The sequence below is a fragment of the Ramlibacter sp. Leaf400 genome, from assembly GCF_001424545.1.
Classification (GTDB): Bacteria; Pseudomonadota; Gammaproteobacteria; order Burkholderiales; family Burkholderiaceae_C; genus Ramlibacter.
Genome location: NZ_LMQL01000013.1, coordinates 89,136 through 113,997 on the forward strand (window position 1 = coordinate 89,136; position 24,862 = coordinate 113,997).

The following is a 24,862-nucleotide window of genomic DNA, read 5'->3' on the forward strand; positions in this document are numbered from 1 at the left end:
CAATGAAGATCGCAGTGCTGCCGGGCGACGGCATCGGAACCGAGATCGTGGCCGAGGCGGTCAAGGTCCTGGGCGTCCTGGACCTGAAGTTCGAGATGGAGACGGCGCCGGTCGGCGGCGCGGCGTACGAGGCGCAGGGCCACCCGCTGCCGGAGTCGACGCTCAAGCTCGCCAAGGCGGCGGACGCGATCCTGTTCGGCGCGGTGGGCGACTGGAAGTACGACAAGCTCGAGCGCGCGCTGCGTCCCGAGCAGGCCATCCTGGGCCTGCGCAAGCACCTGGGCCTGTTCGCCAACTTCCGTCCCGCCATCTGCTACGAGCAGCTCACGCACGCGTCGAGCCTGAAGCCCGAGCTGGTGGCCGGCCTGGACATCCTCATCATCCGCGAGCTGACCGGCGACATCTATTTCGGCCAGCCGCGCGGCCGCCGCACGTCGCCCGATGGACACTTCCCCGGCGCCGAGGAAGCGTTCGACACCATGCGCTACTCGCGCCCGGAGATCGAGCGCATCGCCCACGTCGCCTTTCAGGCCGCCCGCAAGCGCGGCAAGCACCTCACCAGCGTGGACAAGGCCAACGTGCTGGAGACGTTCCAGCTGTGGAAGGATGTGGTCACCGAGGTGGGCAAGGACTACCCCGACGTGAAGCTGGACCACATGTACGTGGACAACGCCGCCATGCAGCTGGTCAAGCAGCCCAAGTTCTTCGACGTGGTGGTCACCGGCAACATGTTCGGCGACATCCTCTCGGACGAAGCGGCCATGCTCACCGGCTCGATCGGCATGTTGCCGTCGGCCAGCCTGAACGCCGGCAACCAGGGGCTGTACGAGCCCAGTCACGGCAGCGCGCCGGACATCGCGGGCAAGGGCGTCGCGAACCCTTTGGCTACAATCCTGTCCGCCGCCATGATGCTCCGCTTCTCCCTGAACCAGCCCGAAGCCGCCGCCCGGATCGAATCCGCGGTGAAGCACGTGCTCGCGTCGGGGCTGCGCACCGCGGACATCCACTCCGAAGGCACCACGAAGGTCGGCACCCGCGAAATGGGCGATGCCGTCGTGGCCGCGATTACCAAGAAAACCACCAAGGGCTAGCCAGCTCCGGTTCGTCGCGCGCCTCCCCCGGCCGGACGAGCCGGGGGAACCAGGATTCTTCTTCTCTAAAGGCGTATGACGATGGCACTCTCCAAGGCACAACAACCGCTCGTCGGCCTGGTCGGCTGGCGCGGCATGGTCGGCTCGGTCCTGATGGACCGCATGCAGGCCGAAGGCGACTTCGGCCTGATCGAGCCGATGTTCTTCTCCACCTCGAATGCCGGCGGCAAGGCGCCCGCCCAGGCCAAGAACGAAACCGTCCTGCAGGACGCGTTCGACATCGAGGCGCTGAAGAAGTGCGACATCGTCATCACCGCCCAGGGCGGCGACTACACGAGCGAGGTGTTCCCCAAGCTGCGCGCGGCGGGCTGGAACGGCCACTGGATCGACGCGGCCTCGACGCTGCGCATGAAGGACGACTCGGTCATCGTCCTGGACCCGGTGAACCTGCCAGTCATCCGCAACGCGCTGGGCAAGGGCGGCCGCAACTGGATCGGCGGCAACTGCACCGTCAGCTGCATGCTGATGGGCGTCGGGGCGCTCTACAAGGCCGGGCTCGTCGAGTGGATGAGCAGCATGACGTACCAGGCCGCCTCGGGCGGCGGCGCGCAGCACATGCGTGAGCTGCTGACCCAGTTCGGCACGATCAACGCCGAGGTCAAGGCCCTGCTGGACGATCCCAAGTCCGCCATCCTCGAGATCGACCGCAAGGTGCTCGGTCGCCAGCAGTCGATGTCCGCTGCCGAGATGGAGAACTTCGGCGTGCCGCTGGGCGGCTCGCTCATCCCCTGGATCGACAAGGACCTGGGCAACGGCGTCTCTCGCGAGGAATGGAAGGCCGGCGCCGAGACCAACAAGATCCTCGGCCAGGGCGCTGGCTTCGACACCGCGGCCGTGCCGGTCGACGGCTTCTGCGTGCGCGTGGGCGCCATGCGCTGCCACAGCCAGGCCCTCACCTTCAAGCTGAAGAAGGATGTTCCGCTGGCGGACATCGAGGCCCTGATCACGGCCGACAACCAGTGGGTGAAGGTGGTGCCCAACACCCGCGAGGCGACGCTGCAGGACCTGACGCCCGTCGCGGTAACCGGCACGCTGGGCATCCCGGTGGGTCGCCTGCGCAAGATGGCGATGGGTCCCGAGTACCTCGGCGCTTTCACCATCGGCGACCAGCTGCTCTGGGGCGCCGCCGAGCCGCTGCGCCGCATGCTGCGCATCCTGCTGGACGCCTGAAGAAGGACTGAACCGGGCCGTTTCGTCTCGTTACGGCTCGTTGTCGAGGGGCAACAGGACAGTGGGTCCTGTTGAGGTGCAATCGAGGCTCCGGACGTTAAGCCTTGTCTCAGCTTGTCACCCTAAGACATTGATGTTATGGTCCTTTTAGCTATTTCCGTCTCAAGGCGAATGTCCGCATGAAGAGAACAAAACTGCCTGCAGACCGAGCAGTGGGGGCCTCAACAACGACGAACAAACGACAGTGGCAAGCCACTGCCGTCGCGCTGGCCGCTGCCGCGCTGTTGAGCCTGCCCTCGACCCCCGCGCAGGCGCTTGCGCTGGGCCGAGTCACGGTCCAGTCCGCCCTGGGCGAGCCGCTGCGGGTGGAGATCGACGTTCCCGAGATCACCGCCGATGAAGTCGCCAGCCTGAAAGCCAGCGTCGCATCGCCGGACGCCTTCCGGGCCGCGGGGATGGAGTTCAGCCCGGCCCTGTCCGGCGTCAACGTTTCCCTGCAGCGCCGTCCCGACGGCCGCTACTACCTGCGGCTGGCGAGCGACCGCCCCGTCAACGAACCCTTCGTCGACCTGATCCTGGAGACCAACTGGGCCTCCGGCCGCATCGTGCGTGACTTCACGATGCTGTTCGACCCGCCGGGCATGCGGCAGGGCCAGACGCCGATGACAGCGCAGGTCACGCCATCCAATTCGCCGGCCCGCTCGGGCAGTGCCGTGCCGACGCCTGCGGCCCCCCAGCGCAGCACGCGCCCGGCGGCTCCCGCGGCTGCGGCCCAGCCGGCTGCCCCTGCGACCGCCGCACCTGCGCCGGCCGCATCTTCCGGCACTTCCACCCCCGCAGCCGCCGCACCGGCGGTGTCCGGCGACGGCAAGCAGGTCACGGTCCAGTCCGGCGAGACGGCCGGACGCATCGCGGCCGCGAACAAGTCCAACACGGTCTCGCTCGACCAGATGCTGCTGGCGCTGCTGCGCGCCAATCCCGACGCCTTCGTCGGCGGCAACGTCAACCGCCTGCGCGCCGGCTCGGTCCTGAGCCTGCCGACCGCCGAACAGGCCGAGGCCATCCCGGCCGCCGAAGCCCGGCAGACGCTGGTCGTGCAGAGCCGCGACTTCAACGAATTCCGCCGTCGCCTGGCCGAAGGACTGCCCACGGCCCCTACCGCCGGCACTGGCCGCGAGGCGACCGGCCGGGTCCAGGCCCAGCTCGACGAGAAGCGCCCCGCCGCCGCTGCACCCGACAAGCTCACGCTGTCCAAGGGCGGCGTCCAGGGCCGCGCCAACGCCGACCAGGTGGCGCAGAACCGCGCGTCCCAGGACGCCGCGAACCGCGTCGCCGAGCTGAACCGCAACCTCAGCGACCTGAACAAGCTCACCGGTTCCGTGCCCGCCGGTGCGGCCATCGCTCCCAAGGCGGGAGCCTCCGCGCCAACGCCGTCCGTCGCTGCCGCGCCGGCCAAGCCGGCTTCCGGCCCGGCCCTGCCCTCGATCACGATGCCGTCGGCGACGACCGCCGCCGCGCCGGCCGCCACTGCCGCGGCCTCAGCGCCCGTGGCCACTGCGCCACTGGCCGCCGCAAGCACGCCCGCTGCCGCCGCTGCCCCCGCCAGCGCTCCGGTCGCGGCCATCACGCCCACGGCTCCGGCCTCCGCACCCGCGGCGGCCGCCCCGTCCAGCCCGGCTTCGGCCCCGACCACGGACACCCCGGTCGCAACGCCCGTCACCGCTGCCGCCTCGGCGCCGGCTGCCGCCACCGCGCCCAAGCGCCCGGTCACGCCGCCGCCTGCGATCGAAGAGCCCAGCCTGGTCGACGAGCTGCTGGCCAACCCGCTCGTCCCCGCCGCATTCGGCGGCGCGCTCGCCCTGCTGCTGGGCATCGGCGCCTGGCGGATGCGACAGCGCCACAAGTCCGCGCAGATCGACAGCTCCTTCCTGGAAAGCCGCCTGCAGCCCGACTCGTTCTTCGGTGCCAGCGGCGGACAGCGCGTCGACACGGCCGAAGGCACGCCGACCGGCTCCTCGATGGTGTACTCGCCCAGCCAGCTCGACGCTGCCGGCGATGTGGACCCGGTGGCCGAAGCCGACGTGTACCTGGCCTACGGCCGCGACCTGCAGGCCGAGGAGATCCTCAAGGAAGCGCTGCGCATCAATCCGCAGCGGATCGCCATCCACTCCAAGCTGCTGGAGATCTACGCCAAGCGCCGCGACGCCAAGGCGTTCGAGCAGCTCGCCGGCGAAGCCTTCAGCCTGACGCGGGGTGAAGGTCCGGAGTGGGCCCACATCTGCGAACTCGGCCTGGAACTGGACGCGACCAACCCGATGTACCAGCCTGGCGGCCAGCCGTCCGGCGGCGGCGCCGTTGCGGCCACCGCCACGGCTGCGGCAGCGGTGGGCGCTTCGGCCGCGATGGCCGCCACCCGCAAGGCTCCCGAGGCCGCAGCACCGGACACCGGCGCCTCGGCCATGGACCTGGACCTGGACTTCTCGCTGGACGACACGCCCAGCGCCCCGTCCACCTCGGCCCCGGGCGCAACGCTGGGGCCCGACAGCTTCGCTGCCGTGCCCTCCCTCGACATGGACTTCGCCAGTGCGCCCACCCCGGCCGCACCGGACGCGGTCCGACTCGATGCGCCGACCCTGTCGGTCCCCGACAACAGCCTGAGCTTCACGAGGACCGAACCGGTCGGACTTTCGCCTGCCGCTCCGACGTCCGCTCCCGCCAAGCCCGCGCCGGCACCGGCCGACTCGGGGATGATCGAGTTCGACCTCGGCTCGCTTTCGCTCGACCTGCCCGGCGCATCCCCCGCTCCCGCAGCGGCCACGCCAGCATCCACTGACGCCGGCGATTCCATGAGCACGGCCGGCCTCGAGCTGGACCTGGGTGGCGACGGCGAAGACCCGCTGGCCACCAAGCTCGCGCTGGCGCAGGAGTTCAACGCCATCGGCGACGCCGACGGCGCCCGCAGCCTGGCCCAGGAAGTCATCGCCGAAGCGTCCGGTGACCTGAAGAGCAAGGCGCAGAAGTTCCTGGCGGAGATCGGCTGATCCCGCTGCCCCGCAAAGGCCGGCCGTGAGGTGGGCCCTCGGCATCAGCTACCTGGGACAAGGCTACGACGGCTGGCAGAGCCAGCCGTCGGGCCGCACCGTCCAGGACCACCTGGAGGCCGCCCTTACGCAGTTCGCCGCACGACCCGTGTCCACGGTGTGTGCGGGCCGCACCGATGCCGGCGTGCACGGCCTGATGCAGGTCGTCCACTTCGACACCGAGGTCCAGCGCGAATCGTTCTCCTGGGTGCGCGGCACCAACAGCTTCCTGCCTTCCGACATCGCCGTGCAGTGGGCCCAGCCCGTGCCCGATGAGTTCCACTCGCGCGCCAGCGCCCTCGCCCGCCGCTACGCCTACGTCCTGCTCGAATCGCCGGTGCGGCCCAGCCTGGAGAGCGGCCGAGCGGGCTGGGTGTTCCGCCCGCTCGATGAATCGGCCCTGCGGGACGCCGCCCAGCGCCTGCTGGGCGAGCACGACTTCACCTCTTTCCGCGCTTCGGCCTGCCAGGCCAGGTCGCCAATCAAGACCATGCGCCGCATCGAGATCGCGCGGCGCGGCCCCTACTGGCGCTTCGAGTTCGAGGCCAATGCCTTCCTGCACCACATGATCCGCAACATCTTGGGCTGCCTGCTGGTGGTCGGCCAGGGCCAGCGCCCGCCGCAGTGGATCGACGAAGTGCTGGCGGCGCGCGACCGCGACGCGGCGGCCCCGACTTTTTCTCCCGACGGCCTGTACTTCCTCGGCCCGGTCTACGACGCCCGCTGGGGCCTGCCGCAAAGGACCGCTGCGTATGATTGGTTGCCATGAGCGCCGCGCAGCACCCGATGAACCTCCGCACGCGGATCAAGATCTGCGGCCTCACCCGTGAGCAGGACGTCGATGCCGCGGTGCAGGCCGGCGCCGACGCGGTCGGCTTCGTCCTCTATCCGAAGAGCGCCCGTTACGTGAGCGCGCAGCGCGCAGCCGAACTCGCGCGCCGCCTGCCGCCCTTCGTGTCGCCGGTGCTGCTGTTCGTGAACGAGACGCCCGCCAACGTGGCCGCCGCCTGCGAGCTCGTGCCCCACGCGATGCTGCAGTTCCACGGCGACGAGACGCCCGGGCAGTGCCTGGCCGCCAGCGGCAACGGCGCCCGGCCCTGGATGCGCGCGGCCCGCATCCCGCTGGACGAGGCCCAGCCGTTCGACTTGGTAAAATTCGCGGCCCTCCACGAACACGCCCGGGCCCTCCTTCTCGACGCGCACGTCGAAGGTTACGGCGGCGGCGGCAAGGCATTCAATTGGTCACGGCTTCCACCAAGCGTCAACGCTCACCTCGTCTTGTCTGGTGGACTGACGCCTGCAAACGTGACCGATGGCATCGTGCAAGTGCGGCCGCGTTGCAGGACGCTGGCCGTTGATGTGAGCTCGGGGGTCGAGGCGTCAGCTGCGGGGGGAGCTTCCCAGCCCGGCGTCAAGGACCCCGAAAAGATCCATCAGTTCGTCGCGGCCGTGCGCGCCGCCGACGTGCTTCTTGCAAGGTCCCCCAATGCCCTCCTATCAACAACCTGACCCGTCCGGCCACTTCGGCCCCTACGGCGGCAGCTTCGTCAGCGAGACGCTGACCCACGCGATCGACCAGCTGCGCGAGGCCTATGCGCGCTGGCAGCACGACCCGGAGTTCCTGGCCGAATTCCGCAGCGAGCTGACGCACTTCGTCGGCCGGCCCTCGCCCGTCTACCACGCGCAACGCATGAGCCGCGAGCTCGGCGGCGCGCAGGTCTACCTCAAGCGCGAGGACCTCAACCACACCGGCGCGCACAAGATCAACAACGTGATCGGCCAGGCCATGCTGGCGCGCCGCATGGGCAAGCCGCGCGTGATCGCCGAGACGGGCGCCGGCCAGCACGGCGTGGCCACGGCCACCATCTGTGCCCGTTACGGGCTGGAGTGCGTGGTCTACATGGGCAGCGACGACGTCAAGCGCCAGAGCCCCAACGTCTACCGCATGAACCTGCTGGGTGCGCGCGTGGTGCCGGTGGAGTCCGGCAGCAGGACGCTCAAGGACGCGCTCAACGAGGCGATGCGCGACTGGGTCACCCACGTCGAGGACACCTTCTACATTATCGGCACCGTGGCCGGTCCGCACCCCTACCCGATGATGGTGCGCGACTTCCAGAGCGTGATCGGCAACGAATGCCTGGAGCAGATGCCGAAGATGGCGGGCCGCCAGCCCGACGCCGTGATCGCCTGCGTCGGCGGCGGCAGCAACGCGATGGGCATCTTCCATCCCTACATCCCCCACGAGTCCACGCGCCTGATCGGCGTGGAGGCCGCCGGCGAAGGCCTGGAGAGCGGCAAGCACTCCGCCTCGCTGCAGCGCGGCAGCCCGGGTGTGCTGCACGGCAATCGCACCTACATCCTGCAGGACGCCGACGGCCAGATCACCGAAACCCACAGCGTGAGCGCCGGGCTGGATTACCCCGGCGTCGGCCCCGAGCACTCCTGGCTCAAGGACATCGGCCGGGCCGAGTACGTCGGCATCACCGACCAGGAAGCGCTGGAAGCCTTCCACTACCTGTGCCGCACCGAAGGCATCATCCCGGCGCTCGAGTCCAGCCATGCGGTGGCGTACGCGATGAAGCTGGCGCCCACGATGCGGCCCGACCAGCACCTCTTGGTCAACCTCTCCGGCCGCGGCGACAAGGACATCGGTACCGTGGCCGACCTGGCGGGCGTGGACTTCTACGACCGGCCCTCGATGCGCGGCCTGAAGCTGAAGGGCGGCAAATGAGCCGCATCTGCGCCACCTTCGCCCGCCTCGCCTCGGAAAAGCGCAAGGCCCTCATCCCCTACGTCACCGCCGGCTTCCCGTTCGCCGACATCACGCCCGAACTGATGCACGCGATGGTCGAAGCGGGCGCCGACGTCATCGAACTGGGCGTGCCTTTTTCCGACCCGATGGCCGACGGCCCCGTGATCCAGAAGGCCGGCGAGAAGGCGCTGGCGCTGGGCGTGGGCATGGTGCAGGTGCTCGCGATGGTCCGCGCCTTCCGCGAGCGCGACACGCAGACGCCGGTGGTCCTGATGGGCTATGCCAACCCGGTGGAGCGCTACGACCTGGTGCAGGGCCCGGGCGCCTTCATCCGCGACGCCGCCGCCGCGGGCGTGGACGGCGTGCTGGTCGTCGACTACCCGCCGGAGGAATGCACCCAGTTCGCGGCCGACCTGAAGAAGGCCGGCCTGGACCTGATCTTCCTGCTCGCGCCCACCAGCACCGCCAAACGCATGCAGCAGGTGGCCGAGATCGCCAGCGGCTACGTCTACTACGTCTCGCTCAAGGGCGTGACCGGTGCCGGCCACCTGGACACGGCAGCCGTCGAACAGATGCTGCCCCGCATCCGCGAGCACGTGAAGATCCCCGTCGGCGTGGGCTTCGGCATCCGCGATGCCGCCACCGCGCAGGCCATCGGCCGCGTGGCCGACGCCGTGGTGATCGGCACCCGGCTCATCCAGCTCATCGAGGAGCAGCCGCGCGAGCGCATGGCGGCCGAGGTGGGCACCTTCCTGCGCGGCATCCGCCAGGCCCTGGATCACTAGAATCCTTCCCACAGATGGAACGCAAAGCATGAGCTGGCTCGAAAAACTGCTGCCCCCCAAGATCCAACCCACCGACCCGACCGAGCGCCGCAGCGTGCCCGAGGGCCTGTGGGTCAAGTGCCCCAGCTGCGAGACGGTGCTCTACAAGACCGACCTGGAGCACAACCAGAACGTCTGCCCCAGCTGCAGCCACCACCACCGCATCGGCGCGCGCCCGCGCCTCAACGGCTTCCTGGACCCGGAAGGCCGCTGGGAGATCGGCCAGGAGGTGCTGCCGGTCGACGCGCTCAAGTTCAAGGACAGCCGCCGCTACCCCGAGAGGCTGAAGGAAGCGCTGGAGAACACCGGCGAGACCGATGCGCTGGTCGTCATGGGCGGCGCGGTGCACGGCATCAGCCTGGTCGCGGCCGCCTTCGAGTTCGACTTCATGGGCGGCAGCATGGGCAGCGTGGTGGGTGAGCGCTTCTCCCGCGGCGTCGAGAGCGCCATCGAGCAGAAGGTGCCTTTCGTGTGCTTCACCGCCACCGGCGGAGCGCGCATGCAGGAAGGCCTGCTGTCGCTCATGCAGATGGCCAAGACCAACGCCGCGCTCACGCGCCTGGCCAAGAAGGGCCTGCCCTACGTCAGCGTGCTGACCGATCCCACCATGGGTGGCGTGAGCGCCGGCTTCGCCTTCATGGGCGACGTGGTCATCGCCGAGCCCAAGGCGCTGATCGGCTTCGCCGGCCCGCGCGTGATCGAGTCCACCGTTCGCGTGACCCTGCCCGAGGGCTTCCAGCGCGCCGAGTTCCTGCAGCAGAAGGGCGCGGTCGACTTCATCTGCGACCGCCGCGAGTTGCGCCAGAAGGTGGCGCACACGCTGGCGATGCTGCAGCGCCAGCCCGCCGACGCGGTGATCTAGAAAGCCAGCGCCGAGCGCGCCACGGCGCGCAGCACCATGGCCACGACCTGCAGCAGCACCAGCAGGGCCAGCGGCGACAGGTCGATGCCCCCCACCAGCGGGATCAGGCGGCGGAAGGGCCGCAGCAGCGGCGCGCACAGCCGGTCGATGACGTCGGCCAGCGGCGAATCGGCCTGCACCCAGGACAGGATCGCGTACACGATCAAGAGCGCGGTGAGCGCCGACACCGCCAGCTGCAGCAGGCCGAACAGCGCGACGACCGGCACCGCACCGTAGCCGCCCCCGCCGAACAGGGCCCACAGCACCGAGTACTGCGCCAGCTGGACCAGGTAGGCCGCGACCAGGCTCGCGGTGTCCACGCGGCGCACCGAGGGCAGCACGCGGCGCAGCGGCAGGATCAGCCAGTCGGTGACCGCGAAGACGAAGCGGCCGATCGGGTTGCCGAACGGCACGCGCTGGTGCTGCATGTACAGGCGCAGCAGGAAGGCGCCGCCGAGCAGGCCGGCGACCACGTCCAGCAGGAAAGAAAGGATTTCGTGCGCCATCGACCCCGCCTTGTTGTTCGCGTGGGATGATAGCGGCGTCACTCCGGTACCTCTGCTTGGCCACAGTCCTCACCCTGCAGTCGCTTCCGCTGTTCCCGCTGGGCACCGTGCTGTTTCCGGGCGGGCTCCTGCCGCTGCGCATCTTCGAGGTCCGCTACCTCGACATGATCGGCCGCTGCCACAAGGCGGGCGCGCCCTTCGGCGTGGTCTCGCTCACGCAGGGCCATGAAGTGCGGCAACCCGGCGCGGGCCAGGAAGCTTTCTCCACCGTCGGCACGCTGGCCACCATCGCGGCGATGGAGCACCCACGGCCGGGCCTGATGATGGTGCGCGCGGTCGGGCAGCAGCGCTTTCGCATCCGGTCCAGCGACCAGCTCAAGCACGGCCTGTGGATCGCCGACGTCGAGCGCCTGGAAGCCGACAAGGTGGTCCCCGTGCCCGAAGACCTGCAGGTCACCTCCACCGCGCTGGGCAAGGTCCTTCACTCGCTGCAGGAACGCGCCCCGACGCCGGAGCAGATGCCCGTGGCCCAGCCCTGGCGGCTGGACGATTGCGGCTGGGTGGCCAACCGCTGGTGCGAGCTGCTGCCCCTGCCGGTGGGGCTCAAGCAGCGCCTGATGGAGCTGGACAACCCACTCGTGCGGCTGGAGCTGGTGAGCGACGTGCTGGTGAAGACCGGGATCTCGGCCTAGGCCCTTTCGACCGGACTCCCGGGCGGCGAGTACTCCGGCACCTGCGTCCGCAGCCACTGCCGCACCTCGTCTTCCCCCGGCACGGCACCGGCCGCCTCGATCCAGCACCCGACCGCTTCCACGTCCGGCAGGGCGCCGCCCGACTTGGCCACTCTCAACTTGGGATGCGGCGTGGGCACGGTGGTCTCGTCGTCGGCCAGCAGTTCCTCGTACAGCTTCTCGCCGGGCCGCAGGCCCGTGTAGGTGATGGGCACCTCCTGCTCGGTGTGGCCCGACAGCCGGATCAGCATCCGCGCCAGCTCCACGATGCGCACCGGCTCGCCCATGTCCAGCACGAAGATCTCGCCCGACCGCCCCATCAGCCCGGCCTGCAGCACCAGCTGCGCGGCCTCGGGGATCGTCATGAAGTAGCGCACGATCTCCGGATGCGTCACGGTCACCGGGCCGCCGCGCGCGATCTGCGACGTGAACAGCGGCACCACCGAGCCGCTGGACCCCAGCACGTTGCCGAAGCGCACGGACACGAAGCCCGTCTGCGGATAGCGCCGCGCGACCGCCTGCACCATCAGCTCGGCCAGGCGCTTGCTCGCGCCCATGACGTTCGTGGGATTCACCGCCTTGTCGGTGGAGATCATCACGAAGCGGCGCGCACCGCATTCCCCGGCCACCCGCGCGGCGTTGAGCGTTCCGCACACGTTGGTGCGCAGCGCCTCGACCTCGTTGAGCTGCTCCATCAGCGGCACGTGCTTGTACGCGGCGGCATGGAACACCACGGCCGGGCGATGCCGTTTCGCGATGGCCGACAGCCGCAACGGCTCGCGCACGTTGCCGGTGTAGTAGAGCCCCTGCAGCTGCGGATGGCTGGCGCGCAGCGCCTGCTCGAGCTGGTAGATCGCGTACTCCGAGACGTCGACGCACACCAGCTTCGCGGCCCCGAAGCGCGCGATCTGCCGGCACAGCTCGGCGCCGATGGACCCGCCGGCGCCGGTCACCAGCACCGTCTGGCCGGAGATCAGCTCCGACAGCCCGGCCACGTCCAGCTGCACCGGCGCGCGGCCCAGCAGGTCTTCCAGCTCGACCTTGCGCGGCCCCGCGCCCTGCGCCTTGAGCCATTCCTCCGGGCGCGGCAGCGTCAGCAGCGGGATGCGCGCCTCGGCGGCCCCCAGCAACGCCTGCCGCCGCTCCGCCGAGCCCGGCGGACTGGCCACCAGCGCCGTGCGGGCCTCCACGCTGGCGCAGACGCGAGCCATCGCGTCGAGGCCGCCTAGCACCGTCACGTCCTGGATCGAGCGCCCCACCTCGGCTGCGACCGGGCTGACGATGCCCACCGGCAGCCACTGCTGCGAGCCCTTCAGGGCCCGCAGCGCATCGGCCGCGTCCTGCAGCGTGCCCACGATCAGCAGGCGCGCGCCGCCGGCGGCGAACTGCCGCTCCACCAGCGTGCGCCAGCCCGCACGGGCGGCGCCCAGCAGCACCAGCGCCAGCACGGGATGCAGCAGCAGGACCGACCGTGGGAAGTACGGCAGGCGCAACGCCAGCACCACCGCTGCGGTCATGGTGGCGCCCAGTGCGATGCCCAGCACCAGCTGCCGCAGCTCCGGCAAGCCGATGTAGCTCCAGACGTGGCGCCAGACGCGCGTGGCCGCGAAGGCGGCGGCATACGCCAGCAGGCAGACCCCCGCGCCCTCCAGCGCCAGGGTGGCGAACTCGTCGGGCACCTCCAGGTTGAAGCGCAGCCAGAACGCGCCCCACCAGGCCAGCGCCACCAGCGCGAGGTCCAGCGCCACCGCGCCGGCGCGCCTAGGCCAGTGCATCCGAAGCGCCGGCGGCCAGCGCGTGCCGCAGGTGGTCGACCACCCGATCGAGCTGCGCGGCGCTCAGGTTGGAACCGGAGGGCAGGCACAGGCCTGCCTCGAAGAGGCCGGCCGAAACGTCCGTGCCCGGCTCGTGCTCGAAGTACGGGGCCTGCGCGTACAGGGGCTGCAGGTGCATGGGCTTCCACACCGGGCGGGCCTCGATCGCATGGCGCTCCAGCCGGCGCAGCACGGCGTCCCGCCGCGCCTGCGCGCCGGGACCGTGCAGCACCCCGCAGGTCAGCCAGCGCGTCGACAGCGAGCCGGCCGGCTCGGGCATCCACGCCAGGCCGTCCACGCCCTCGAAGGCCTGCCGGTAGGTCTCGAACACCTCCCGGCGCCGCTGCACGCGCTGCGGCAGCACCTTGAGCTGGCCGCGGCCGATGCCCGCCAGCACGTTGCTCATCCGGTAGTTGAAGCCGACCTCGCGGTGCTCGTAGTGCGCCGCCGGCTCGCGCGCCTGCGTGGCCAGCTTGCGGGCGCGCGCGATGAGCGCCGCGTCGTCGGACACCAGCATGCCGCCGCCGGAAGTCGTGATGATCTTGTTGCCGTTGAAGGAGAACACGCCGACATCGCCGAAGCTGCCGCTGGCGCGGTCCTTGTAGCGCGCGCCCAGCGATTCGGCCGCGTCCTCCAGCACCGGCACGCCGTGGCGGCGGCAGATCGGCAGCAGCGCGTCCATGTCCGCGCTCTGGCCGTACAGGTTCACCAGGACCACGCAACGCGGCATGCGGTTCTCGCGCCGGGCCCACTCGAAGGCGCGCTCCAGCGCCGCCGGCGACATGTTCCAGCTGCCCGGCTCGCTGTCGATGAACACCGGCCGCGCGCCGCAGTACAGGATGGGATTGCAGCTGCCCACGAAAGTGAGCGAGGAGCAGAACACCGTGTCGCCCGGCTGCACGCCCAGCAGCAGCAGCCCGAGGTGGATTGCCGCCGTGCCGGAACTCAGCGCGGCCGCATGCCCCACGCCCGTGAACGCCGCCACCTCGCGCTCGAAGCCGTCCACGTGGGGCCCGAGCGGCGCGATCCAGTTGGTGCGGAACGCTTCCTCGACGAAGACCGTTTCCTCCTCGCCCAGGTGGGGCGACGACAGCCAGATGCGGCCGGCCAGCTCGCGGCTGTGGATCAGGTCCACGGGACGGCCCTGGGCATCGACCACCGGCACGTGGCTGATGCGGTGCTGCTCCATCAGCTGGCGCACGGCCGTCGCATCGGCGTCCTCGCCCACGCTGATCGGCGGATTCGAGGGCAGGTCCGCCAGCGTCGAGCCCGGCGCCGCCGAAGCGAGCAGGGCCCTGCGCAGGTCGCCGTCGGTGACCGTGCGCCGTAGGGCGCCCTGCCCGTCCACCGCGAGCAGGATGCCCTCGCCTTCCCGGTCCATGCGCTGCACGGCGTCCTTCCAGGTCAGCGACAGCGGCACCCGCAGGCGCATCGCGAGGGGGCTGGCGGCGTCAGTAGGCATTGGTCTTGTCCAGCAGGCTGCGGGGCAGCGCGCAGGTGGCCAGCAGGTGGGCGATGCGTTCGCCAGCGTGGCCGTCGCCGTAAACGTTGCGGGGCTCGTGGCGTCCGTGGGCCAGGGCCTGGCGCAGCGCGGAAGCGATCTCGGGCGCGTCGGCGCCGCAGTCGATCGTGTTGGCATTGCGCTGCCGCAGGCGCTGGCGCGTGCCCACGTTCACCACCGGCGTGCCGAACGAGGCGGCCTCGATGATCCCGGAGGAAGAATTGCCCAGCAGCAGCTGCGCGCCTTGCAGTGCATCGAGGTAGTCGCCCCGCGGCAGGTGCGTGATGCAACGCAGCCGCTGCGCGCCCGCTTGCCGCATCTCGTCGACGATCGCGGCCGAGCCCGCATCGGCGTTGGGCGCCAGCCAGACCGCATGCAGGCCTTGCGACAGCACTTCGTCGCCCAGTGCCCGCAGCAAGGCGCGCGTCTGCCGGCCGGCATCTTCGGCTTCCTGCACGACCGGATGGAACAGCACGAGCGCATAGCGCGCACCGGCCGGCAGGCCGAGACGCTGCAGGAGCGCCGCGCGGTCCACGGGGGCGCGGCCGACGATGTCGTCCAGGCTGGGCGCGCCGACCACGTGCACCTGTCCGGGCGCTTCGCCCATGCGCACGACCCGCTCGCGCGACTCCTCGCTGGCGACCAGGTGCAGGTGGCTCAGCTTGGTGATGGCATGGCGGATCGGCTCGTCCACCGTCCCCGAGCGCTCGCCGCCATGCAGGTGAGCGATGGGGATGCCCAGGTGCAGCGCCGCGATTGCGCCGGCCAGCATCTCGCCGCGGTCGCCCAGCACCAGCAGCAGGTCCGGGCGGTGCGCGGCCAGCGCCTGTGTCAGGCCCTCGAGGGCCACGCCCACGGACGTGGCCATGGCCTCGGGCGTGCGCTCGTCGATGTTGACCGGCACGCTGGCGGCGATGGGCAGCCCCGAAGCCTGCACCTCGCGCACCGTGTCGCCGCAGGCCGGGCTCAGGTGCATGCCGGTGACGAGGACCGAGACCTCGACACCGGGCGTGGCCTGCAGGCGCCGGAGCGTGGACGCCATCAGCCCGAAGTCGGCGCGGGTGCCGGTGAGGTAGGCGATGCGGCGCATCAGGCGCCCTCCTCCAGCATCGACCATTGCAGCGGCACGTCGCCGGCCACCGCCTCGCGCAACCGGCGGCCCGGCAGGGCCTCGATCCGGTCCGGCGCGATGCCGGTGCCCGGGCGGCGCAAGGCCAGGTCGTCCGCGGCCAGCACGTGGCCGGCCGGCAGGGGACGCGTGGTGACCACGCTGCGGCGCGCCACCGCACGTGTGTTCTCTTCGACCGGGTGCGGGCGCTTGATGCCATCGCCCAGCATGGGCTCGAGCCGCCGCAGCGCGGCGACCATGGCGGCGAACTCCGCCGGGTCGGCCGACGCCCGGTGGTCCGGCCCGGGCAGGGCCTTGTCCAGCGTGAGGTGCTTCTCGATCACCGTGGCGCCAAGCGCCACCGCGGCCAGCGCCGCCTCGATGCCCTGGCTGTGGTCCGAGTAGCCGACCGGCAATGCCGGGAACGCCGCGGCCAGCGCCGCGGTCCCGCGCAGGTTCAGCGCCTCGGCCGGCGCCGGATAGGCCGAGGTGCAATGCAGCAGCACCAGCGCGGGCGAAGCGGACGGCTGCGCGCCGCGCGACGCCCATCCCTGCTCGATCCAGCCCACCGCCGTGCGGACCTCGTCCAGCGTCGACATGCCGGTGGACAGCAGCAGCGGCAGGCCGGTGGCGGCCGCCTTCTGCAGCAGGGGCCGGTTGGTGATCTCGCCCGAGGGCAGCTTGATGCGCCGCACGCCCAGCCCGACCAGCAGGTCCACCGCCTGCGGCGAGAACGGCGTGGAGAAGAACTCGATGCCGATGCGCTCGCAGTGCCGCGCCACGCGGCGGTGGCCCTCCTCGTCCAGCTCCAGCGCCTTGATCATGTCGAACTGGCTGGTGGCGCCGGTGTTGGTGCGCTGGTAGTCGGCCGTCGGGGCGGAGGCGCTCACCACGTCCTCGGCACGGAAGGTCTGGAACTTGACGGCGTCGGCGCCGGCGGCCAGCGCGGCGTCCGCCAAGGCGATGGCCATCGCGGGGTCGCCGTTGTGGTTCACCCCGGCTTCGGCGATGACGAAGGTGCGGTGCGCGCTAGTTGCCATCGCGTGCTCCCGTCGTTTGCATCCGCTGCATCAGCCACTGAGCCAGCTCGAAGTCCTCGATGTCGTCGATGTCGATGGAGCGCCGACGAGGCATCACGTAGGCCTGGACGCCCACGCTCCAGAACCCCTGCGCGATGGCCTTCGGCAGCGCCGCGCGCCGCCACACGTAGATCGCCCCATTCAGGCCCCACACCGCGGGCGCGTCCTGGCGCCGCGCGAAGTTGGCGGGCTTGCTCAGGTGGAGCCGGCCCAGTGCATCGGACTCGGCCAGCGTGTAGTACGGGTTGTGCGAGGGCTCGGTGACGCTCACCACCAGGTCGGCATCGCCACGCCCTGCGATTGCGGACTCGATGTCCTGCGGCGTGCGCAGCGGCGAGGTCGGCTGCAGGTCCACGACGGTCTTCACGTCCAGGCCGCCGCGCTCCAGGTGCGCCACCAGGTGCTCGATGGCCGGCAGCTTGGGCGCCTCGTCGGTGGCCAGTTCCGCCGGACGCAGGTACGGCACCTGGGCCCCCGCCTCTCGCGCGACCTCGGCGATGGCCTGGTCGTCGGTCGACACGAACACGGCCCCGATGCCGCGGCACGCGAGCGCCTGTTCGATGGTGTGGACGATCAGCGGCCTGCCGGCCAGCGGCCGCAGGTTCTTGCCCGGCAGGCCCTTGCTGCCGCCGCGCGCGCAGATGGTGGCGATGGTTGCGGCCATGGCGCTTTTCAGTCCTTGACCGCGTCGACGACCCACTCGCGCACCACGTGGGCCCGGTTGCCCATGGAGCGCGAGACTTCCTCGAGCTGCTCGATCTTCCAGTCCGAGAGCAGGTCCCGCACGTCGTCTTCCGTCGCGAAGCGGACCACCCCCGTGCCGGCGAACGGCCCCTGGTCGCACTGCCACTGGCCGCGGCCGTGCGGCGTGCCCGTGCCCTCGCCCCAGGTGCCGGCGGCCGGCGTGCGCACGTAGAGGCGCCCGCCCGGCCTGGCGATGCGGTGCAGCTCGCGGTAGAGGCCGCGCGCCTCCTCGTGGCTGTTGCAGGTGGCGGCATCGCTGTCGAGCACCGCGTCGAAGCTGTCGGCCACCCAGGGCAGCGGCTTGCAGATGTCACCCGAGCGCAGCTGCGCGCCGTGGTCGCGCCAGCCCGGGACCTCGGCGTCCAGTCGCGCGCAGGCCAGCTCGCACCCGGCCTGCGAGCCTTCGAGCCCGAAGACGCTGAAACCCTCGCGCGCCGCGTACCAGAGGTTGGCGCCGGTGCCGAAGCCCGCCTCGAACACGCGGACCTCGTGGCGGGCCGGGTGCCGGTAGAAGTGGCCCGCCATGAAGCGGATGAACTCTTCCGGCGGGTACTTGCCCCAGGCGCGGGTGCGGAAGATCTCTTCCCAGCGGGGATCGAGGGCCATGGCGGCAGGACGCTCTCTTTCAGTCGAACAGCAGGTTGGGCGGCGCGCTGTCGCGATGGTACCCGCGCGACTGCGCGAACGCCCCGTACAGCACCTCGTGGTGCACGGCGTTGCCCACGTGGAAGGTGCGCTCGCGGCGCGAGAAGGCGCGCTTGTAGAACAGCAGCGGGTTGTCGTCGTCGGTGCTGGTCCCGCCGCCCAGGTAGAGGTGGGCCAGGCCGCGCGCCGCCCCTTCCAGCGCGGCGGCGTGCTGCAGCCGGTAGGCGGTGCCGGTCGCGTGGCCGGCCTCGCTGCTCGCGCCCAGGTGGTATTCCAGCGTGCCGCCCGGCCCCGCGTCCTGCGGGCCAGGCTGCTGGAACAGGTAGACGCCAGCGGAAAGCCACTCGCGGCCCTCGCCGCAGATGCACAGCTCGACGCCCTCGAGCGCGGCGATCGCCGCGAAGTAGGCGTCGCCGAAGTGGTAGCGCTCGTGCGCGCCCATGGCCGCCATCGCGCGCCGGTAGAAATCGCCGAAGGTGCGCCAGTCCTGCGCATCGCGCGACCAGCGCACCGGCACCTGCGCGGCCCGCTTGAGCTTGCGGCGGGCCAGCGTGTTGAACTGGGACTCCAGCGGTTGCACCTGCAGGTCGATGCTCACGGTCGCGCGGTTGGCGCGCACGTCGCCCAGGAAGTAGCGCTGCTGCTGCGTCTCGGGGTGGAAGCGGCAGAACTCGCCCAGCACCGAGCGGTTGCGGGCCCAGGCTTGATAAGCGCTCCATGCTTTCTCGACGAAGGCCGGTTCGTCGCTGTTGCAGAGCGGCCCGCCGTAGCCGTAGGGCGAGATCGCCGCCCAGCCGAAGCCCGGCACTTCCCGCAAGTGCAGCGTGTGCAGCCAGCGGGAGGTCCCTTGTTCGAAGCCCACGTGCACGCAGGCCAGGCCCGGCGCGCGGCGCGTGTCGGCCTGGCCGAAATCCGGCGACAGGCTGCGCAGCCGCTGGCCGCACGGCATGGCCTGGAACCAGGCCATCGCCTCGCCCGGCGTCAATTCGACCGACGCCGTCACAGCCACGGCGCCAGCGCCTCCAGCACGCGCGGCGTGGCCGGCGCCTGGTCGGCCGCCGGCCGCCGTGGCGGCGCGGCATCGATGGCCGCGGCCAAGCCCTCCCGCGGCACGGCCGCATCGGCGATGCCGTAGGCCAGGTAGGGCGCATCCGGCGTGTACAGCGAGCCGGTGACCTGCACCAGGGCGCAGCCGGCGATGCGGGCCTCCAGCCCCACGGTGGAGGTCAGCACGACCACGCCGTCGCAGGCGTGCAGCAGCTCGTGCAGGTTCTCGCCGCGGGGCGACAGCCACTGCCGCTGCGCCAGTTCGATGCGCAACTCGCCTTCGGAAGGGTGGGGGCGGATCACCAGCGCCATGCCGGGCCGCGCCTGCGCGATGCGCTGCAGCTCCTGCGCGATGCGCCGCGGCAGCAGCGGGTCGCCACGGCCGGGCTGGCAGGGGTGGCTCTCGGGCTCGACTTGCGAAGCCCAGAGCCAGACCCGGCGGCCTTCCCAGCCGCGCGCCTTGCGCAGGGCGGCGCCGCGTTCACGCACGGCCGGATCGAGCAGACCGTCGAAGGCCGGGTTGCCGGTGACCGTCACCTCCTCCTCGCTGCGGCCTGCAGCCAGCAGGCGATCGCGCACCCTGTCGTTCAGCACGCAGATGCGGTCGGCGAAGCCCGGCTCGCGCAGCCACTCGATCTCGTAGGCGGCGAACAGGTCGACGAGGCAGACCGCCGGCACGCCCAGTCGTCGCGCCGCGACGAAGGCCGCGCGTTCGGCACGCGGTGCGCTGGTGGCCACCACCAGGTCGGGCCGCACCTGGGCCAGCACCCGCTCCAACGTGGCGATGGGCAGGAAGGCCTGGCGGCCGTGCGCCGCATATCGCGCCGCCGCTTCGGCCTCGCCGTGCTCGCGCACGAGGTCGGCGTACGACAGGCCCAGGTAGGCGGCGCTTTCGTCGAAGCTGACCGCGTGCGCCGGCAGCTGCGACGCCAGCGCGCGCCCCTGCGCCAGCGCGGCGGCATCGTCTGCGCGCACGACATCCGCGAAGCCCAGGCAGGCGAAGCCCGCGGCCTCGACCTCGGCACGGGCGGTGGTGAGGCCCAGGAACACCGGTTCGGCCAGCCCGCGCTCGCGCAGCAGCCGCGCCACCGGCAGCAGCATGCGGACGTGGCCGCCGCCGTAACCGACGAACAGCACCCGCTTCATGCCTGCACGCCCCGGTGCCACAGCGCCAGCGCCGCCAGCGCGCGCAACTCGCGCGTGCGGTTGGCCGTGCCCGTGCGGTGCGCCTCCAGCAGCGCGTCGATGCGCGCCGGCTCGAACAGCTCGCGCAGCAGTTCGCTGCCCCGCAGCAGGTCCGCCAGCCAGCCGTGCAGGCCGTGCCGGAACCATTCGCCCACGGGCACGGTAAACATCTGCTTGCGCCGGTAGGCCAGGTCGTGGCCGATGAGCGGCGCCACCGCGCGCTTGTACCAGTGCTTCTTGTCGCCATCCGCCGAGAGCTTGGTGTCCCCCGGCGAGCGGAAGGCCAGTTCCATCATCCGCCAGTCGAGGAAGGGCGTGCGCGCCTCGAGGGACACCGCCATCCCCATGCGGTCCGGCTTGACCAGGTTGTTGCCCGACAGCAGCAGCTGCATGTCCAGGTACAGGGCCTGGTTCACCCGGTCGAAGTGCCCGGCCTCCTCCAGCCAGGGCGCCGCCGCCGCGGCGTAGCTGTCGAGGCCGGCCAGCCGGCGCGCGACCTCGGGGCGGTACAGCGAGGCCTTGTCGGCCGGCGAGAACAGCGAGATCGCGTCGAAGTAGCTACGGCGGAACTCGCCGGGCTCCAGCCCGGCCACGCCGGGCTGCGCGAAGAATTCGGCGTACTTCTCGTAGCCCGCGAACAGCTCGTCGCCGCCGTCGCCGGTCAGCACCACCTTCACGTGCCGTGCGGCCAGCTCGCTGACGCGCAGCGTGGGCATGAAGGACGCATCGCCATGCGGCTGGTCCAGGTGGTGCAGCACGGTGGGCCACCGGTCCAGCATGTCGGGATCGGCGATCTCCATCGTGTGGTCGCAGCCGAAGCGGCGCGCGGCCTGCGCGGCGTGCGCCGACTCGTCGAAACGCGGATCGGCAAAGCCGATGCAGAAGGTGCGCACCGGCTGCGCGACGTGGCGCGCCATCAGCGCGACGATGGTGCTGGAATCGACGCCGCCGGAGAGGAAGGCGCCCCAGGGCACGTCGGCGCGCAGGCGGATGCGGGTGGCGTCGTCCAGCACGGCCAGGAACTCCTCGGCCCACGCCTCGAAGGCGACCGGCCGCTCGCGCTGGTCCGCCAGGCTCCACCAGCGCTGCGTCTTCACGCCGCCGCGCGTGAACTTCATCCAGGTGCCCGGCATCACGTGGCGGATACCCTGCCAGACCGTCCACGGCGCCGGGATGTAGTTGAAGGTCAGGTAGTGGTGGATCGCCTCCAGGTCCAGCGCGGGGGCCGCGCCACGCGCCCCCAGCACCGGCAGCAGCGCCTTGAGCTCGGAGGCGAACAGCATCGCGCCGCCGTCGTCGCACCAGTACAGCGGCTTGACGCCGATGCGGTCGCGCACCAGGTAGACCGCGTCCTCGCGCGCATCGTCGATGGCGATGGCGAACATGCCGTTGAGCCGGCGCAGGAAGGCGATGCCCTCGCGCTCGTACAGGCGCAGCAGCACCTCGGTGTCGGAGCCGGTGCGAAGTTGCACGCCCTGCGCGCGCAGCTCGGCCGCCAGTTCGACGTGGTTGAAGATCTCGCCGTTCTGCACCAGCGCCACCTGGCCGTCGTCGGAGACGAAGGGCTGGTGGCCGCCGGCGATGTCGATGATGGCCAGCCGCCGGTTGCCCAGCACCACGCCGCGGCCGGGCGGCTGCCACACGCCCTCGTCGTCGGGCCCGCGGTGGCGCAGCGCCTGCGCCATCGCGCCCACCTGCGCGGCCGGCAGCGGCTGCCGGCCGCGGCTCCAGTGGCCGAAGATGCCGCACATCAGTTGGCTCCCGCGCCGCCCAGCCGGCGCAAGGTCAGCAGCAGGATTCGCAGGTCGGTGGCCAGGGAGGGACGGCGCACGTAGGCCAGGTCGGCCGCCAGCCGCTGCTCGGGCGTGGCCTGCGAACGCAGCGTGGCCTGCGCCAGGCCGGTCAGCCCCGGGCGCACGCTGCAGCGCAGGGCCCAGTCCTCGGGCCGGTAGTCGCTCGCCTGCACCGGCAGGTCGGGCCGCGGGCCCACCAGGCTCATGTCGCCGCGCAGCACGTTGAGCAGCTGCGGCAGTTCGTCGATGCTGGTCCTGCGCAGGAAGCGCCCGACGCGCGTGATGCGCGGGTCGTCCCCGGTGGTGAAGTGCGGCCCGCGGGCCGCCGCGTCGCGGACCATGCTGCGGAACTTGAACATCTCGAACGTGCGGCCGCCCAGGCCCACGCGCTGCTGCCGGAACAGCACCGGCCGCCCGCTCTCCAGCAGCACTGCCACGGCCGCGACCAGCAGCAGCGGGGACGACAGCACCAGCGCGAGCAGCGCGACCGCCACGTCGAACAGCCGTTTCATGGACGCCGCGGCAGGCCGGCCGCGATCGCCTCGATGGCGGCGGCGATGCGGCGGGCGTCCGCCTGCACCTGCTGCGGCGTGCGCTGTTCCAGCTGCGCCTCGGCACGGCGCAGCGCCTGCACCTCGCGCTCGAAGCGCCCCGGGTTGTCTTCGTCTTTCCGATGGAAGGTGCGCGAGAGGATCACGGCGCCGGACCGCAGCCGCAGGTGCTCGGCGAGCACGTCGCGGCCGGGCAGCAGGCCTTCGTCCACCCGCGCGATACCGCCGAAGCCGAAGCGCGAACCGGCGCGGTGCGCCACCTCGGCGACCCGCTCGACCAGCCCCTGCGCCAGCGGCTCGAACATGAAGCGATGGCCCAGCGACAGGTGCAGGTCGTTCAAGCCCACGAACACCTCGTGCAGGCCCGGCGTGGCGATCCACTCGTCCACGCTGTCCAGGGCCGCCGCCGTTTCCAGCAGGGCCACTATCGGCGCGCGGCCGGCCACGAGGGCGGCGAACTCGCGCACCTGGCCAGCGCGGTGGAACATGGGAAGCATCAGCAGGTCGGCGCCCTCGGCCAGAACGGCGTCGACCTCGTCGGGCGTGCCGGGGTTCAGCGGGTTGACCCGCACCATCATCCGGCTGCGGCGCGCGGCGGCGCGGATGCGGCCGACGTCGGCCACGGTGTGCTGGCTGATGAAGGTGTCGCGGCCGGCCTGGCGCTCCGCCTTGCCCAGCCGCTCCAGGTCGACGAACAGGCGGATGCCCTCGAGGGCGTCGCAGCGGGTGGCGAAGGCCGGGTCGTTGGTGATCTGGATCAGATCGAGCATGGGCGCTCGAAATTATCGCCGCAGGGCCTGGCGCAGCTCCGGGCTGCGCCACAGCGTGAACAGCAGCACCAGGGTAGCGGCCGCCGCCGCGGCGAACAGCGGGGCGAGCAGGCCGTCCTCGCGCCAGGTGGCAGGCAGGCCTGCGCGGGCCGCGATCACCACCCCCGCCAGGCCCGCGGCGGACCACGCCATTGCGCGGCCCGGCAACCAGCGCAGGCCCTCGGGGCCCATCGCGGCCAGGCAGACGATGGCCACCACCGTGTAGCCGGCGTTCAGCAGCTGCATCAGGACCTGGCCATCGGCGACGCCCGATGCCGCGGCGCCCAGCAGCAGGAGCAAGGCCGCGCCGTACGCCCCCACCGCCGGGACCATTCGCTTCCTCGACGCCAGCACCGTCAGCGCCACGGCGGCCAGCGCCTGCGGCAGCAGGCCCCAGCTGCCCGCCAGGCCCCAGCGCCAGACCTGCTCCAGGGCCGCGGCGTCCATGCGGCCCCACCCGAACAGCAGCCGGGCCAGCGCCGGCGCCCCCACGGCCAGCGCCGCCACCGCGGCGCAGGCCAGGGCCCAGGCCAGCGCGAAAGCCTGCCGCACCGGTGCGCCGGCCGCCTCCTCGCGGCCAGAAGCCAGCGCGCGCGCGATGGCCGGGAAGGCCAGCGAGGCCACCAGCTGGATCGCCAGCACCAGCGGCAGCTCCACCAGCTTCCAGGCGTAGTTGAAGGTCGCCAGCGCGCCCTCGCCCGCCTGCGAGGCGATGGAGCGCGCCACGAACGGCAGCGCCAGCGGCAGGCCCGCGCCGAGCACCGCCCACAGCCAGAGGGGCGCGGCGGGCACCGCGACGACGTCCGCCGCCGGCACCCCGGCCGCCGGCAGGCGCGCGCGCAGCCACAGCAGCCGCAGGCCCATCGCCGCGAGCAGGCCGAGGCCCAGCGCCGGAACCGCCGCCGAAGAGCCGCCCAGCCCCGCCGCCGCGATCGCCCCGATCAGGACGAGGTTGACGACCAGGTTGGCGCCATACAGGCCGATGAAGTCGCGCTCGTGCTGGGCGCGGGTGGCCCAGAGCGAAGCCAGCAGGGCCGGCGGCACGGCCGCGGCGCTCCACCACAGCGCCTGCACCGCCAGCGGCTGCATCGCCGCCGGCACGCCGGCCGCCAGCCCGCGCAGCACCGGGGCGGCCAGCAGCGCGAGCAGCAGGGCCAGCACGACGCCGCCGACCACCAGCACCCGCGCCACGCGGCGCTGCAGGGCCGCGACCTGCTGCGCCCCCTGCCCCGCCCAGGCCGGCAGCAGCACGTAGGCCAGCGCGCCGCTGGCCAGCACCGAAGCGATCCAGTCCGGCAGCGACAAGGCCAGCACGGCCACGTCGGCCAGCCCGCTGCTGCCGAAGGCCGCGGCCAGCGAGGACTCGCGCACCACCCCCAGCAGCCGACTGGCCAGCAGCAAGGCCAGGGACAGGGCGCCGGCGCGAAGGAACATGGCTGGGGATCATACGGAGCGCGGCAGGAGCGGCCGG

22 protein-coding genes are annotated in these 24,862 nt (G+C 71.8%); 9 read left to right on the forward strand and 13 right to left on the reverse strand.

Translation table 11 applies throughout. From position 1 onward, the window contains the following. The first annotated feature begins 2 nt into the window (after nucleotides 1–2). From leuB to accD, 8 genes are all read left to right on the forward strand, one after another. A complete protein-coding gene (gene leuB, locus ASG30_RS18960) occupies nucleotides 3–1,091 on the forward strand; it encodes a 3-isopropylmalate dehydrogenase (RefSeq protein WP_055900518.1) in 1,089 nt (362 codons plus the stop codon). Between the two features lie 81 nt (nucleotides 1,092–1,172). After that, a complete protein-coding gene (asd, locus tag ASG30_RS18965; RefSeq protein WP_055901158.1) occupies nucleotides 1,173–2,321 on the forward strand; it encodes an aspartate-semialdehyde dehydrogenase in 1,149 nt (382 codons plus the stop codon). Nucleotides 2,322–2,605: 284 nt separating this feature from the next. Continuing rightward, nucleotides 2,606–5,362: a FimV/HubP family polar landmark protein gene (locus tag ASG30_RS18970; protein ID WP_327212937.1), complete on the forward strand. Its 2,757-nt coding sequence runs from the start codon at nucleotides 2,606–2,608 to the stop codon at nucleotides 5,360–5,362. Nucleotides 5,363–5,387: 25 nt separating this feature from the next. After that, nucleotides 5,388–6,170: a tRNA pseudouridine(38-40) synthase TruA gene (truA, locus tag ASG30_RS18975; RefSeq protein WP_055900525.1), complete on the forward strand. Its 783-nt coding sequence runs from the start codon at nucleotides 5,388–5,390 to the stop codon at nucleotides 6,168–6,170. Continuing rightward, nucleotides 6,167–6,910 carry a phosphoribosylanthranilate isomerase gene (locus tag ASG30_RS18980; protein WP_055900527.1) on the forward strand — a complete coding sequence of 248 codons (744 nt, stop codon included), beginning with the start codon at nucleotides 6,167–6,169 and terminating at the stop codon, nucleotides 6,908–6,910. Before truA ends, ASG30_RS18980 begins: the two co-directional genes overlap by 4 nt. Further along, nucleotides 6,888–8,132 (forward strand): tryptophan synthase subunit beta, encoded by a 1,245-nt coding sequence (trpB, locus tag ASG30_RS18985; RefSeq protein WP_055900530.1) that lies wholly within the window; start codon nucleotides 6,888–6,890, stop codon nucleotides 8,130–8,132. The genes ASG30_RS18980 and trpB overlap by 23 nt, the downstream gene beginning before the upstream one ends. Further along, nucleotides 8,129–8,938 (forward strand): tryptophan synthase subunit alpha, encoded by an 810-nt coding sequence (trpA, locus tag ASG30_RS18990; RefSeq protein ID WP_055900533.1) that lies wholly within the window; start codon nucleotides 8,129–8,131, stop codon nucleotides 8,936–8,938. Before trpB ends, trpA begins: the two co-directional genes overlap by 4 nt. 28 nt (nucleotides 8,939–8,966) lie before the next feature. Beyond that, nucleotides 8,967–9,839 (forward strand): acetyl-CoA carboxylase, carboxyltransferase subunit beta, encoded by an 873-nt coding sequence (accD, locus tag ASG30_RS18995; RefSeq protein WP_055900535.1) that lies wholly within the window; start codon nucleotides 8,967–8,969, stop codon nucleotides 9,837–9,839. Here accD and ASG30_RS19000 read toward each other — a convergent pair. Then, complete coding sequence (locus ASG30_RS19000) at nucleotides 9,836–10,384, reverse strand: YggT family protein (RefSeq protein ID WP_055900538.1); 549 nt, start codon at nucleotides 10,382–10,384, stop codon at nucleotides 9,836–9,838. The two genes, accD and ASG30_RS19000, sit on opposite strands and share 4 nt — an antisense overlap. A gap of 56 nt (nucleotides 10,385–10,440) precedes the next feature. Between ASG30_RS19000 and ASG30_RS19005 the strand changes: the two genes are divergently transcribed. Then, complete coding sequence (locus ASG30_RS19005) at nucleotides 10,441–11,076, forward strand: LON peptidase substrate-binding domain-containing protein (RefSeq protein WP_156385623.1); 636 nt, start codon at nucleotides 10,441–10,443, stop codon at nucleotides 11,074–11,076. Here ASG30_RS19005 and ASG30_RS19010 read toward each other — a convergent pair. From ASG30_RS19010 to ASG30_RS19065, 12 genes are read right to left on the reverse strand one after another with little or no spacing between them, the layout of a single operon-like run. Continuing rightward, nucleotides 11,073–12,890, reverse strand: coding sequence for a polysaccharide biosynthesis protein (locus ASG30_RS19010; RefSeq protein ID WP_055900545.1), 1,818 nt, complete (start codon nucleotides 12,888–12,890; stop codon nucleotides 11,073–11,075). The two genes, ASG30_RS19005 and ASG30_RS19010, sit on opposite strands and share 4 nt — an antisense overlap. Continuing rightward, nucleotides 12,877–14,391: a DegT/DnrJ/EryC1/StrS family aminotransferase gene (locus ASG30_RS19015; protein WP_327212938.1), complete on the reverse strand. Its 1,515-nt coding sequence runs from the start codon at nucleotides 14,389–14,391 to the stop codon at nucleotides 12,877–12,879. The genes ASG30_RS19010 and ASG30_RS19015 overlap by 14 nt, the downstream gene beginning before the upstream one ends. Then, nucleotides 14,381–15,520, reverse strand: coding sequence for a UDP-N-acetylglucosamine 2-epimerase (neuC, locus tag ASG30_RS19020; RefSeq protein ID WP_055900552.1), 1,140 nt, complete (start codon nucleotides 15,518–15,520; stop codon nucleotides 14,381–14,383). The genes ASG30_RS19015 and neuC overlap by 11 nt, the downstream gene beginning before the upstream one ends. Continuing rightward, a complete protein-coding gene (neuB, locus tag ASG30_RS19025; protein ID WP_055900554.1) occupies nucleotides 15,520–16,578 on the reverse strand; it encodes an N-acetylneuraminate synthase in 1,059 nt (352 codons plus the stop codon). Before neuB ends, neuC begins: the two co-directional genes overlap by 1 nt. Then, on the reverse strand, nucleotides 16,568–17,281 hold the full coding sequence (locus tag ASG30_RS19030; RefSeq protein ID WP_055900558.1) for an acylneuraminate cytidylyltransferase family protein: 714 nt from the start codon (nucleotides 17,279–17,281) through the stop codon (nucleotides 16,568–16,570). Before ASG30_RS19030 ends, neuB begins: the two co-directional genes overlap by 11 nt. Before the next feature lie 8 nt (nucleotides 17,282–17,289). Then, on the reverse strand, nucleotides 17,290–17,967 hold the full coding sequence (locus ASG30_RS22805) for a class I SAM-dependent methyltransferase (RefSeq protein ID WP_055900562.1): 678 nt from the start codon (nucleotides 17,965–17,967) through the stop codon (nucleotides 17,290–17,292). A gap of 19 nt (nucleotides 17,968–17,986) precedes the next feature. After that, entirely contained in the window at nucleotides 17,987–19,015 is a 1,029-nt protein-coding gene (locus tag ASG30_RS22810; RefSeq protein ID WP_162243756.1) for a hypothetical protein, read from the reverse strand. Continuing rightward, nucleotides 19,006–20,199, reverse strand: a complete 1,194-nt coding sequence (locus tag ASG30_RS19045) for a hypothetical protein (RefSeq protein ID WP_055900567.1) — start codon at nucleotides 20,197–20,199, stop codon at nucleotides 19,006–19,008. The genes ASG30_RS22810 and ASG30_RS19045 overlap by 10 nt, the downstream gene beginning before the upstream one ends. Continuing rightward, on the reverse strand, nucleotides 20,196–21,989 hold the full coding sequence (asnB, locus tag ASG30_RS19050; protein WP_055900569.1) for an asparagine synthase (glutamine-hydrolyzing): 1,794 nt from the start codon (nucleotides 21,987–21,989) through the stop codon (nucleotides 20,196–20,198). Before asnB ends, ASG30_RS19045 begins: the two co-directional genes overlap by 4 nt. Beyond that, nucleotides 21,989–22,543, reverse strand: coding sequence for a sugar transferase (locus ASG30_RS19055; protein WP_055900571.1), 555 nt, complete (start codon nucleotides 22,541–22,543; stop codon nucleotides 21,989–21,991). The genes asnB and ASG30_RS19055 overlap by 1 nt, the downstream gene beginning before the upstream one ends. After that, nucleotides 22,540–23,352: an aldolase/citrate lyase family protein gene (locus ASG30_RS19060; RefSeq protein ID WP_055900574.1), complete on the reverse strand. Its 813-nt coding sequence runs from the start codon at nucleotides 23,350–23,352 to the stop codon at nucleotides 22,540–22,542. Before ASG30_RS19060 ends, ASG30_RS19055 begins: the two co-directional genes overlap by 4 nt. A gap of 12 nt (nucleotides 23,353–23,364) precedes the next feature. Further along, complete coding sequence (locus ASG30_RS19065; protein ID WP_055900578.1) at nucleotides 23,365–24,825, reverse strand: lipid II flippase MurJ; 1,461 nt, start codon at nucleotides 24,823–24,825, stop codon at nucleotides 23,365–23,367. Nucleotides 24,826–24,862 lie beyond the last annotated feature (37 nt).

Coding starts and splice junctions, on each gene's coding strand:
- leuB (WP_055900518.1), top strand. CDS start 3: ATGAAGATCGCAGTGCTGCCGGGCGACGGCATCGGAACCGAGATCGTG.
- asd (WP_055901158.1), top strand. CDS start 1,173: ATGGCACTCTCCAAGGCACAACAACCGCTCGTCGGCCTGGTCGGCTGG.
- ASG30_RS18980 (WP_055900527.1), top strand. CDS start 6,167: ATGAGCGCCGCGCAGCACCCGATGAACCTCCGCACGCGGATCAAGATC.
- trpB (WP_055900530.1), top strand. CDS start 6,888: ATGCCCTCCTATCAACAACCTGACCCGTCCGGCCACTTCGGCCCCTAC.
- trpA (WP_055900533.1), top strand. CDS start 8,129: ATGAGCCGCATCTGCGCCACCTTCGCCCGCCTCGCCTCGGAAAAGCGC.
- accD (WP_055900535.1), top strand. CDS start 8,967: ATGAGCTGGCTCGAAAAACTGCTGCCCCCCAAGATCCAACCCACCGAC.
- ASG30_RS19000 (WP_055900538.1), bottom strand. CDS start 10,384: ATGGCGCACGAAATCCTTTCTTTCCTGCTGGACGTGGTCGCCGGCCTG.
- ASG30_RS19010 (WP_055900545.1), bottom strand. CDS start 12,890: ATGCACTGGCCTAGGCGCGCCGGCGCGGTGGCGCTGGACCTCGCGCTG.
- ASG30_RS19015 (WP_327212938.1), bottom strand. CDS start 14,391: ATGCCTACTGACGCCGCCAGCCCCCTCGCGATGCGCCTGCGGGTGCCG.
- neuC (WP_055900552.1), bottom strand. CDS start 15,520: ATGCGCCGCATCGCCTACCTCACCGGCACCCGCGCCGACTTCGGGCTG.
- neuB (WP_055900554.1), bottom strand. CDS start 16,578: ATGGCAACTAGCGCGCACCGCACCTTCGTCATCGCCGAAGCCGGGGTG.
- ASG30_RS19030 (WP_055900558.1), bottom strand. CDS start 17,281: ATGGCCGCAACCATCGCCACCATCTGCGCGCGCGGCGGCAGCAAGGGC.
- ASG30_RS22805 (WP_055900562.1), bottom strand. CDS start 17,967: ATGGCCCTCGATCCCCGCTGGGAAGAGATCTTCCGCACCCGCGCCTGG.
- ASG30_RS19045 (WP_055900567.1), bottom strand. CDS start 20,199: ATGAAGCGGGTGCTGTTCGTCGGTTACGGCGGCGGCCACGTCCGCATG.
- asnB (WP_055900569.1), bottom strand. CDS start 21,989: ATGTGCGGCATCTTCGGCCACTGGAGCCGCGGCCGGCAGCCGCTGCCG.
- ASG30_RS19055 (WP_055900571.1), bottom strand. CDS start 22,543: ATGAAACGGCTGTTCGACGTGGCGGTCGCGCTGCTCGCGCTGGTGCTG.
- ASG30_RS19060 (WP_055900574.1), bottom strand. CDS start 23,352: ATGCTCGATCTGATCCAGATCACCAACGACCCGGCCTTCGCCACCCGC.
- ASG30_RS19065 (WP_055900578.1), bottom strand. CDS start 24,825: ATGTTCCTTCGCGCCGGCGCCCTGTCCCTGGCCTTGCTGCTGGCCAGT.